The sequence below is a fragment of the Tanticharoenia sakaeratensis NBRC 103193 genome (assembly GCF_000963885.1).
Lineage (GTDB): Bacteria > Pseudomonadota > Alphaproteobacteria > Acetobacterales > Acetobacteraceae > Tanticharoenia > Tanticharoenia sakaeratensis.
Genome location: NZ_BALE01000056.1, coordinates 16,858 through 27,714, shown reverse-complemented (window position 1 = coordinate 27,714; position 10,857 = coordinate 16,858). Strand labels below are relative to the sequence as shown.

Annotated in this window: 11 protein-coding genes; 4 read left to right on the top strand and 7 right to left on the bottom strand. The window is 60.5% G+C overall.

The features are described from left to right. Window positions 1-3: 3 nt before the first annotated feature. Window positions 4-315: a substrate-binding domain-containing protein gene (locus tag B8446_RS16800; protein WP_373277154.1), complete on the top strand. Its 312-nt coding sequence runs from the start codon at window positions 4-6 to the stop codon at window positions 313-315. 558 nt (window positions 316-873) lie between these two features. Here the strand turns inward: B8446_RS16800 and B8446_RS15215 are convergent. After that, window positions 874-1,056, bottom strand: a complete 183-nt coding sequence (locus tag B8446_RS15215; RefSeq protein ID WP_048851116.1) for a PQ-loop repeat-containing protein — start codon at window positions 1,054-1,056, stop codon at window positions 874-876. Between the two features lie 240 nt (window positions 1,057-1,296). Here B8446_RS15215 and B8446_RS15210 point away from each other — a divergent pair, with 240 nt between their 5' ends. Then, the gene (locus B8446_RS15210; protein ID WP_048851114.1) at window positions 1,297-2,157 is read left to right on the top strand and encodes an oxygenase MpaB family protein; all 861 of its coding nucleotides are present in this window, start codon (window positions 1,297-1,299) and stop codon (window positions 2,155-2,157) included. Between the two features lie 91 nt (window positions 2,158-2,248). Here the strand turns inward: B8446_RS15210 and B8446_RS15205 are convergent, their stop codons facing one another. Further along, window positions 2,249-2,683, bottom strand: a complete 435-nt coding sequence (locus tag B8446_RS15205; RefSeq protein WP_048851112.1) for a lipocalin-like domain-containing protein — start codon at window positions 2,681-2,683, stop codon at window positions 2,249-2,251. Between the two features lie 17 nt (window positions 2,684-2,700). Then, window positions 2,701-3,660 (bottom strand): quinone oxidoreductase family protein, encoded by a 960-nt coding sequence (locus B8446_RS15200; protein ID WP_048851110.1) that lies wholly within the window; start codon window positions 3,658-3,660, stop codon window positions 2,701-2,703. A gap of 98 nt (window positions 3,661-3,758) precedes the next feature. Here B8446_RS15200 and B8446_RS15195 point away from each other — a divergent pair, with 98 nt between their 5' ends. Continuing rightward, complete coding sequence (locus B8446_RS15195) at window positions 3,759-4,628, top strand: LysR substrate-binding domain-containing protein (protein ID WP_241767823.1); 870 nt, start codon at window positions 3,759-3,761, stop codon at window positions 4,626-4,628. Window positions 4,629-4,795: 167 nt separating this feature from the next. On the opposite strand, the gene B8446_RS15190 is transcribed toward B8446_RS15195, so the two are convergent. Together B8446_RS15190 and B8446_RS15185 are read right to left on the bottom strand one after the other, a co-directional pair. Then, window positions 4,796-7,009 carry a TonB-dependent receptor gene (locus B8446_RS15190; protein ID WP_048851123.1) on the bottom strand — a complete coding sequence of 738 codons (2,214 nt, stop codon included), beginning with the start codon at window positions 7,007-7,009 and terminating at the stop codon, window positions 4,796-4,798. Between the two features lie 189 nt (window positions 7,010-7,198). After that, the gene (locus B8446_RS15185; protein ID WP_048851120.1) at window positions 7,199-8,572 is read right to left on the bottom strand and encodes an Nramp family divalent metal transporter; all 1,374 of its coding nucleotides are present in this window, start codon (window positions 8,570-8,572) and stop codon (window positions 7,199-7,201) included. 179 nt (window positions 8,573-8,751) lie between these two features. Between B8446_RS15185 and mntR the strand changes: the two genes are divergently transcribed. Beyond that, window positions 8,752-9,288 (top strand): manganese-binding transcriptional regulator MntR, encoded by a 537-nt coding sequence (gene mntR / locus B8446_RS15180; protein WP_048851108.1) that lies wholly within the window; start codon window positions 8,752-8,754, stop codon window positions 9,286-9,288. Window positions 9,289-9,488: 200 nt separating this feature from the next. Here mntR and B8446_RS15175 read toward each other — a convergent pair whose 3' ends face one another. Then, window positions 9,489-10,145: a hypothetical protein gene (locus B8446_RS15175; protein WP_206742565.1), complete on the bottom strand. Its 657-nt coding sequence runs from the start codon at window positions 10,143-10,145 to the stop codon at window positions 9,489-9,491. Between the two features lie 35 nt (window positions 10,146-10,180). Further along, window positions 10,181-10,813 carry a DUF1826 domain-containing protein gene (locus B8446_RS15170; protein WP_048851105.1) on the bottom strand — a complete coding sequence of 211 codons (633 nt, stop codon included), beginning with the start codon at window positions 10,811-10,813 and terminating at the stop codon, window positions 10,181-10,183. Window positions 10,814-10,857 lie beyond the last annotated feature (44 nt).

Genomic DNA, 10,857 nt, shown 5'->3' with positions numbered 1-10,857 from the left:
CATATACTCGATCGCAGTTCCGAAATAACGGCCATAGTAGCCGGTAGCGACCTTCTGGCGTTCGGCGCCCTGCAGGCGTTGCGAGAGCGCAATCTCCGCTGCCCATCCGATGTATCGGTCACGGGATACAACAACATCCCGTTTGGCGACCTTGTCTCCCCAGGATTGACGACGGTCAGTGTCCGGCATGACGAACTCGGCCGCGAAGCCGGTCAGATGCTTCTTGGCGCGATCGAGGGCGATAAAGGCGTCCGCACCGTTGTTCTTCCCACCGAGCTTGTTATCCGGTCCTCCACAGCGCCGGCGAAGTACTGACCGACTATCCCGCGTTGCGTGAAGCCATCGAATGACCGATGCCAATGTTCGCCGCCAAGGGGAGAAAAGGCCCAACCGTCTCCGCCGCCACGCTGGCCATTCTGCTTAAGGTGTCATTTCGCCCCCAGCCGGAACTGACCCCATCACATGCCAGGCAAACCCCGGCAAAACGGCGAAGCCGTCCAGCCAGGGCCGCCTGACTCTCATCCGGGGCGGTTCAGGTTGGGCCGCCTCCTGCCCGATAGGCACCAGCCGGCAGTCTTCATGCGCGGGGGCGTACTTCTCCAGTCCAGTGTGGAGATAATGACTGCGCTATGAGATTCGGTCGCCGCCGAACGATATCGAAGCCCTGTCCCCGGTCGGCGAGGCCATGCAGGTCGATGGTTCCAAGAACCTATGGCTTTGAACCATCGGCTGTGATTCCGCCGTTGATGTGATGATGGGAGGATAGATCATGAAGCAGCCAAGGCTCTTTGGGGCTCAGAAGCAGCAGGAGGGGACGATCCTGTCCACAGATCTGGCCACCCCATTCGTTGTCTGAAGCCTATTCTCTCGTGATCATCCCTCGTCGTTGAGGAAGTCAGGAGTCAGGGCCTCACCAACCGCTTCCTTCTGAGGTTGCGGCAGGAGTTTCATGGTCAGGATGAAGCTCGACAGGCTGAGACAGATGATATTCTGGGCAATGATGGCCCACTGCATCAGCAGGATCCCGTAGGTCAGCCATGCGACGAACCCTGCCACGTGATCACATACATCTTCAGAGAAATGCCATCCGTGTCGCGGGATCTGATGACGGCCCATGCCTATGGGACGAAGCTAACCATGGACAGGGTTGCCGCGAAGACGCTGACGACAGTGACCGTGCTGATTGCAGCCATGAGGGGACGCTCCCCGGGATAAGCCCGGACCGTGGAAACATACCCCCCTTGTGTATAAGGCCACGCTCATCGATATCTGGATCAACAAGTGAGGATCCGGTTCATGCCATCAGCCTTTTCCGGTTTCCCGGGCAGTCAGATGATCAGGCAGGAAATCGCTTCACGTATCTCTGCCGTCTTCAATGATCGCTCCCGTGGCGAGAGGCCGATTCAGCCACAGACGGATGCCCTCTTCCCACCCGACAGTATTGTGCGGCAGGTGCATGGTGACGTCGTTGCGATGACTGTCGGAGGTCTGAGCGCGCTTCTGCTTCAGATGCTGCATCCCGCGGTCCTGGCCGGCGTCTGGGATCATTCCAACTTTCGCGAGGACATGCACGGCCGTCTGCGACGCACCGCGCGTTTTATTGCTGTTACGACGTACGCTCATCGTCATGATGGGCTGGCCGCGATCGCGCGGGTCAGGGCGATCCATGAGCGGATCGATGGCATGCTGCCGAACGGGACGGCCTATTTTGCCAGTGATCCGGCCCTCTTGGCCTGGGTTCATCTGACTGAAACCAGCAGCTTCCTGCAGGCGTGGCGGCGCTTTGCAAATCCGGGCATGAAGCAGGCGGAGCGCGATCGCTATTTCGCGGAGATGGCGCGGATTGGTCACATGCTTGGTGCCGATCCTGTTCCAATGAGCGAGCACGAGGCTCGACGGCAGATCAACCGGACGCGCGGCGTCCTGCGAAACGATGAGCGCAGCAGCGAGGTCTGCCGCTTGCTTCTGGCACAGCAATCTGCATTTCCCGGTGGATCCATGACGCGTGAACTTCTGACGCGGTCCGCTGTCGATCTCCTGCCCTTCTGGGCACGCCGAATGCATGGACTGTCGTCCTCGGGGCCGGCATTTCCATTGATTGGTGCTGCGACCTACGGGGCCGCCGAGACGATCCGATGGGCTTTCCGCTCGTCCTAGATTCGCCCCAGTTCGTTCGGCTTCCGCCCCGCATACCGGACGTCAGGTGCAATTTTTCCGTTCCGAAAAGCAGACACACCGTCACGGGCCATTACTCCGCCGCCCGCGTCCACTCCGAAATCGCGATCGTTTTGTCGCCGGTCGCGCTCGCGGGCACCTGGTAGCTAAGGTGATCGCCCATGAGCTTGTAGTCGCGCACCTGTCGTTTGCCGACCCAACTCGAGTCGGCCGAGCGCTCGACGTCGAATACGACATGATGCGCTGCGGGATCCAGCATCACACGACCGTAATGCACGCTATAATGAGGCGTACCGTCCACCTGATAGATCTCGATCATGTAGCGCCCTTGGGCGTCGACGATCATCCGACCCTCCGGGTGATCGCCAAAGCCGTGCGCACGATGCCCGTCGGCATACAGCGTGTCGGCGGCAGTAAGCATCCACGTCCCCGCCAGAGGGGATGCCGCGTGGGCAATGCCGACCGACAGAATGGTCGCTGACAGAGACTGGATAAGACGATTCATCATGGGATGTTTACTCCGTTTCATTGGATGATACGCAGCAGTAGCTTGCCGCTGGTGCGCCGGGCTTCGAGATCGCGATGCGCCTGGGCGGTGTCCGCCAGCGTGTAGGTCTGGGTAATCGAGGGCCGTAGCGTGCCGTCGCGCAGCCAGCCAAACAGGCGATCGGCCCGCGCCTGCAAAGCATCTTGCGTCGCGATAAAATCGCCGATGAGCGGTCGCGTGAGCGTCAGAGAGCCACGCTGCGCCAGCAGCATCGGATCGATGGGGGCCACTTTGCCGCTGGCATGGCCATACAGCACCAGCGTGCCGCGTCGCCGAAGGGCGCGCAGGCTGGCATTCCATGTCGCTTGGCCTACGGAATCGTAGACGACCTGCACGCCATCCGGATGTGTCGCCCTCACAGCGGCGGCCACGTCGTCGCGATCGTAGCGGATCACCTGCGCGGCTCCGGCTTTCTGGGCCAGCACCGCCTTGGCGTCGGTCGAGGTGGTGCCGATCACTGTCACCCCCTTTGCGACCAGCAACTGCGTCAGCAGCAGTCCGACACCACGTGCCGCCGCATGCACCACAGCAACGTCGCCCGTGTGGGGGGCATAGCTGTCCTCGGCGAGATACTGCGCGGTGATGCCCTGCAGCAGGATCGCGGCGGCAGTCTCGTCCGAGACATCGTCCGGCAGGGCGACCAATCGGTGGTCCGGCACCACCGCCGCTTCGGCGTAGGCACCGGGGACGCCGACCCAGCCGACCCGCGTGCCGACCGGGAAGCGCGTCGACTGCATGATTACGCCTACGCCCTCCGAGCCGGGAGTGGACGGCAGCGTGACTCGTGTCACGCCGCTGCGTTGATACACCTCGGTGTAATTGATCCCGGCATAATGCACCTGCACCAGCGACTGACCGTCGGCTGGCTCAGGGGGCGGCACGTCTTTGAGCGTCAGGCGATCGGCGTCGCCCGTCTCGTGAACGCGAATAGCTTGCATCGCTGTCTCCGTCTTGACCGACAGTAGACCTACGGCGCAGGAATAGTTTCGAATAATGACTTGTTCTGAGTTTAGTGTTCAGGAAAACGGAACTGGTGATGCCTGTCCCTCTCGATCTCGACGCCCTGCGGAGCTTTGTCACTGCTCAGGATTTAGGCGGCTTCAACCGCGCTGCGGAGACGCTGCACCGTTCGCAATCGGCGGTCAGCCAGCAGTTACGCAAACTGGAAGAGCAGGCCGGACAGTCGCTGGTGCGTCGGGACGGGCGGCAACTCGTGCTGACGTCAGCCGGTGAGACGCTGTTGGCCTACGGTCGCCGCCTATTGTCGCTGAATGACGAGGCATTGGCCGCGCTGCGCGGGCACGCGCTGGCGGGCCAGGTGCGGTTCGGCGTGGTCGGCGACCTCGCCGACACATGGTTGCCGCAAACGCTAGCGTTGTTCGCGCGCGCGCATCCGCAGGTGCAGCTGGAGGCCAGCGTCGATCGGGCGAGCACGCTGTTCGAGGCGCTCGATCGCGGCGCGCTGGATCTCGTGCTAGCGTTCGGCGGCGACGGGCGCGCGGATGCGACACCGTGGCGTACGCTCCCACAGCGTTGGATCGGACCGATAGGTGCGCGATTCGTGCTGGGCGAGCCGGTCGATCTCGTCGTGTTGCCAGCCCCGTGTCGCTTCCGACAGGGGGCGATTGACCGGCTGGAGGCGGCCGGTATTCCGTGGCGGATCGCATTTACCGGGCGCAGCGTCGCGACCCTCTGGGCCGCCGTGCGCGCGGGGCTCGGGGTGACATTCCGGATGACGGGGGAGCTACCAGATGAGATCGACATACTGGACGAGCCGGTGGGGCTCGCGCGGGCATCGGATATCCGGGTCAGCGTTCATGACGGTGGTCGTGCGGCGGAAGGGCCGGTGACCCAACTCAAGCAATTGCTTGATGACGCGCCGCTCGCAGCCAGCCCGAACATATAATGCCAGACGTTCGGCCTTCGCCGTCTTCTCGGACATACGCGGCTTTAAGCTGCCTTTCGCAAAGCGGACACCCATGTGGCGTGCGTGTAGTCATCCGCCATTCGGGGTTTCGTCACGGCTGGTCCGAATATTGACTTTCTTTAATGACATCTCGTTGCGCCGGGCCATCAGAAATCAGAGACAACCGACAAATAAGTGCCACGTCGTTGCCCATACTGCGCCTGATAGATGCCGACACCGCTGCCGTTCCTGAGCTGATAGCGTTTGTCGAACAGGTTGACGACGTCCGCGCGCATCTTGATGTCATGCCCCAAAGGCACCTTTGTGAACGTGTGCTGATAGCCGATGTTGAACACGTCGTATTCCGGCTCTTTCTCAAGGTTCGCAAAGCCGCTGCGCAGGCCGTAACCGTAGACGAAATCGACATAGGCCATATCGTGCTTCGTGGTCCATGAGGCGCCGGCTGTCGCGGTGAATTCTCCCTGATGGTCAAGCTGGATGGCATGATTCTTGATATAGGCCAGCTCAGCCGTATCAAACTGGTATTGTGCCGAATTGATGTCGCGTGCCGCCGTTTTGACGAACGAGAAGTTGCCGAACACCGACCACGGTCCGTGTTTCCACGAACTCCCGAACTCGGCACCGTAGACGCGCCCACGCTTGTAGCTGAACGGTGCCAGGATCACCGCACGGCCAAACTGCCCGAGATCGGTGAGATCATGGGCCCATTTGGCGTAGGCATCGAGCGTGATCTGGAATTCTGGCGTGATACGCTGGAGAATGCCGCCATCCACGTAGTTGGATTTCTCCACCTTCGTCGCCTCGTCGATCAGGTTGGCAGCGGCATTGGTCGTGCCCAAGAACCTGGCCAACGTGGACGGATAGACGTACTGGGGCGACGGGGGCGCGAAATAGCGCGAATAGCCGATATGAAGCGTTGTGGTGCGCGAGGGCTTCCAGACCATATTCGCTCGAGGACTGAGTTGTCCCTCGTTGTCAAAGGATGAGGCGAACCGGTCGTAGCGGATGCCGTAATTGAACGTCAGATTACGGGTGATCTTGTATTCGTCCTGGACATAGGCCCCCACCTCGACCGACCAGTTGCCTGTATTGTCGATCAGGCGCACCGGCACATTCGAACTCTGGTTTCCTTGCGCATCGACGGGAAAGGCCAACGTATTGGTATCCAGCCGTTCGGACGTGTATTGCCCGAGAAGACCAGCCCGCAACGTATGGTGAGGCGCTATCTCGTACGACAGATCGAACTGCACGCCGCCAGTTGTGAAGTCGTTGACTTCATGCTCGGAGACGCCCTGATAGATCAGGTCCCGATCGCGATCCGGCGTGTAGTCAATCCGCCCATAACGGAAATACGGGGAAGCCTGAAAATTCAGCTTGTCCGTCGTGCGCTGATAGGACAGCACCGCGTAGTAATTCTGCTCCGTCTGGCTATCACCCATTTTGGCCCAGTTCATTGACGGATCGTGCGGATTCACACCAGCCACATCATAGATCGTGGTGTAGTCCGGGCTGTTCACATCGAACGTCTTGAACGAATTGGGAATTTCGAAATCCGCATAGGATGCGCTGGTCAGCAGCGTCACCCGGCTGACATCGTCGATATGGTAGGAGAGGGAGGAGAAGGCTTTCTCCTGCTCGGTCACGTCATGAATGGCCCGGAATGTGTTGCTCGGGTTCTCAATGCCGATATTGTTGCGGGTGAACGACAGCGTGGTGAAATAGTCCAGCTTCCCATGCTGGCCACCAAGCTGCACGGACGGCACGAACGTGTTGTAGCTCCCGCCATAAAGCGAGATCTGGTTGTGCTTCAGGCTGTCGCCGGTCTTGGTGGTCACATCCACCACCCCGGCCGTGCGGAAGCCGAACTGCGCCGGCAGGGTGCCGGTCAACAGATCCACCGACTGGATGATGCGCGTGTCCAGTTCCTGCCCGAAACCGTTTAACCCTTCGGGCAGCAGCACACCGTTGACACGGTAGGTCAGGCCCCCGTGCTCGCCACGCACATGAACTTCCCCGTAGCTGTCCAGCACGACGCCCGGGACGCGCAGGAGGATCTGATTGAACGCGGCGTTCTGCCCACCGGGCGTCACGCCGATCTGATGCTGGTCGATATGGTAATCGACCGCGCCCAGACCCGGAAAAATGCGCGCACGTTCCTGGTTCAGTCGTCCAATAACATTGATGTGCTCCGCGCCGGTTGGGTCGGCCGGAGCCGATTTTTCGGAAGGCAAGGCTGTCCGCGCGGCTTTCCCGCTCTGATGGTGCGCAGAACCAGCATTCTTCTGCACCGCCGATATAGGCTTCGCAGCCACGGCGCCCGAGTCCTGCGCTACGGTATTATCGGCTTTTGCTGCGTCCATGCCGAACCAGCTCAGCCCGACCGCGACACAGGACCACAACATGGCGCGCGAGCCCGCACGGGACCGGTCGCACTTATAACCGGAACTCGTCCCGGAACGCCTGCGCCTATAGAAATAGCATTTGCTATATTTCGAGGTGAGCATAAGGATGTGTTTCTTCTGCGAAAGCTGCCTCGAGGGCGGTTGAACTCAGAAAATCGTATCGAAAAGCAGTTTGAAGTTGAGAACCAGAATGACGGCCGCCACGATCCATGAGAGCGCGGCGAGTTTCCGGGAAATGACGAACTCCCCCATTTTCCGGCGGTCGGAGACGAACAGGACCAGAGGGATGACGGCGAAGGGCAGTTGCATCGACAGGATGACCTGGCTGAACAGCAGCAATTGCCCCACGCCACTGCTGCCGTAGATTGCCGTCACCACGACAACCGGAATGATCGCCAGACCACGGGTGAGCAGGCGTCGCGCCCAGTGCGGAATACGGAGATGCAGGAAGCCTTCCATGATGATCTGGCCAGCCAGTGTCCCGGTGATGGTGGAGTTGGTGCCGGCGGCAAGGAGCGCCACGGCAAACAGTGTGGAGGCGATCCCCAGCCCCAGGATGGGGGAAAGCAGGCGATAGGCGTCCTCGATCTCCGCCACATCCTGATGACCAGTGGTATGAAAGGCGGCCGCCGCGACGATCAGGATGGCGGCATTGATGAACAGGGCCAGCATCAGGGCGATGGTACTGTCCCATGTCGCCCAGCGGATGGCCTCGCGCCGTCCGGCCGACGTGCGTGCGAAGGCGCGGGTCTGCACGATTGAAGAATGCAGATAGAGATTGTGGGGCATCACGGTTGCCCCGATGATGCCGATCGCGATGTACAGCATCTGGCTATTGGTCACGATCTCGGCCGACGGAAGGAAACCCTTCACGACACCCGCCAGAGGCGGGGCGGCCGCCACGACCTGAACGGCGAAGCAGATGGCGATGATGCTCAGAAGCCCGATGATGAAGGCTTCCAGATAGCGGAAGCCCCGGTTCATCAGGAACAGGACGATGAAGGCGTCCAGCACCGAGATCACGGCGCCCGCCAGCAGGGGAATGCCGAAGAGTAGTTGGAGCGCCACCGCCGTCCCGATGACCTCGGCCAGATCACAGGCGATGATGGCCAGTTCGCAGGCCAGCCACAGCATGATGTTGACGGCCGGCGGAAAATGGTCGCGGCAGGCCTGGGCGAGATCGCGACCGGTTGCGATCCCCAGCCGTGCCGAAAGGGCCTGGAGTAGGATCGCCATCAGGTTCGACAGCATGATGACGGCGAGCAACGTGTAGCCGAACTGCGCGCCCCCCTGGAGATCCGTCGCCCAGTTACCGGGGTCCATATAGCCGACCGAGACCATATAGCCGGGGCCGAAGAAGGCCAGAAAACGCCGGAACCAGGAGGCGTCAGCGGCCGGCACGCGAACACTGGCAAAGGCTTCCGGCAGGCTGTTGCTGTCGGATTCCGTCAGTCTGGCAGAGCGCCGTGCCGCAGGATTCGGTGCAGGAGACGGAGCGCTGACGTCAGTGGGACTGGCCATGATGACGCAGTAGACCGCAGGTCGCACCTATATGCAATATGCTATATTAGAGAGCTCATGCAAAAACATCGTGCGCCTGGGGCTTTCTGCAGCATTTGCTATGTTATTCTTTTGAGAATATATCTTTCCAAGCTGAATAATTCTCTCTTATCAAGCCAATCTTGGAGGTTCTCAGGTCCATGATCACCGCAACATCACAAGATGAACTCAGCACGAGCGCCCCTGATACTCTTCCGGACACAGAGACCCATTCAGAAGGGTTTCGTGCCAATCGCGCTGCCCGACAGAACGCTCTTGTCGAGGATTATGTGGAACTGATTGCCGATCTTCTGGATGAAGGCCAGGAGGCGCGTCAGGTCGATCTCGCCGGGCGCCTGGGGGTCGCCCAACCGACTGTTGCCAAGATGCTGACCCGTCTTGCGGACGAAGGTCTCGTTGCCCGCAAGCCATATCGCGGCATTTTTCTCACCCAGGCAGGCCGAGAAATGGCGGCAACGGTCCGTGCCCGTCACCGGATCGTGGAAGCGTTTCTTTTGGCTTTAGGGGTAAGCTCCGAAAACGCACGGATCGACGCCGAAGGACTGGAACATTATGTCGGTACCGAGACGCTCGAGGCGTTTCAGGTGGCCATGAATGCCGGCCTGGACCAGTTCATGATGAACGCCAGAGACAGCACTCGGAGCCAGCCGGCGCCGTCACGCCGCCGGCCCACGTAAGGCGCTGCGCGGCTATTGATTCAGTCTCTCTCGTTTACCCGCCCCCGTGCTAAACAAATTTGAACCAGACAGGCGGTAGTCGCCTGCTTTTCGGACGTTCGGCAGACTTGCATATCATCCCGAAGCAGTCATTCAAACGCCTCGGAGCGGCCATCTTCCCAACATGCCAATGGGCCTTTTCTCATTCAGGGCGTCCGATATCACGTTCGATATCCTGAGCGGACCGGGGTGAGTGGCATCATCGCTTCTTCGCCGAATATCTTGCCAGACAGCGATGTCTTCGAGAAAATCCGAGGCAATTCTGCCGCAGCCTGTATGTCCCGGTAAGCAAGAATTGTCAGACCGAAGGCATTTTCGACCGCCGGGGCGAAACGCAAGGTCGCCTCGGCTTCCGAAAAGGACGGTATGAAAACCAGAGCACAAACAGATGTCGTGGTGCTCTCTGCGTCTTTCGGCAAACCGGAATCCCAGCTTACAGTGCCGCCATAACAGCAATAGACTTCTAGCGCTGCCGTATTCCTCAAGACGGGCGCGCCCGGCGGCGCCAATGGCTCAAGGGAGACAACAAGTCTGTTCGAAAATGCCAGCGCGGCGGCAAGCGCGACCGTGTGCTCGACATCGTCCATGAGAAACACCGGGAACTGGCGCCGGCGCTTTGCGTCCCGCAATGCCGCTGTGATCTGATCGAGCGTGCCTTCCAGCGTAAACCGTTCATATGGCGCTGTGTTGACGGAAAGTTCCTCCTGCCAGGCAGGCGGGACATTCCGTCCCCAGACCACCACGTCGATCGCGGTCATGGTCAGATCAAGCAGAATGGTCGGGTCACTCGCGGCGCGCACGCGCGGCGCCAAAGCCACAGCCGGATCCGGCCAGCTTTCAATAACAAGCATGTTCAGGCCGCGATGACGAGAGGCTCGTCCGCGGAGGCTCCACAGGCATCCGCGGCGTCGACCGTCAGCAGAAGCCGCATCCTGTCACCTTCGGGCAGAACCGAGATCGGCGGCGAGCGGTGGCGGAGGGTGTCGTCCTCCCGCCAGTTCGGCGCACAACGCCCCTTGAGAAACACGACCGCCCCCGGCTCGGCCTCGGCAATTGTGCGCCCTTCGTCGCGCGTCCATTGAACACCCGAACCACAATACGTGCAAAGCAGACGCAGATCCACGCAATCGACATGGAATTTCCGGCAACTGTCGCTGACGACGCGTTCCAGCCGCACCCGAAGCGCATCATGTCCGGAAATCGACTGAAACGTCTGCGCCAATATGCGCATCTCCTCGAGAAGCATCTGCGTCTCGGCCGTGAATGCCTGACGGACCGCCGTGTCGATGGACGCAAACGTTCCTCTCGCCACAATCAGCCGCGGACCGGTTGCGAGGTGGCGATGTGCCGCCTGACGCAGTCGGTCCGGCAGCACACGACGGCTCATGGCCATCGCATGTCCGGGCGCGCGTACGGGCTGGCAATCGACAAGGAGCTGAAGCTCCCTTCGCGTTAAGCATGCATCGGATGGCGTGACGTTAGGCATGGCAGAAACATCTATCAGCTTGATGGTATGTTATAACATAACGT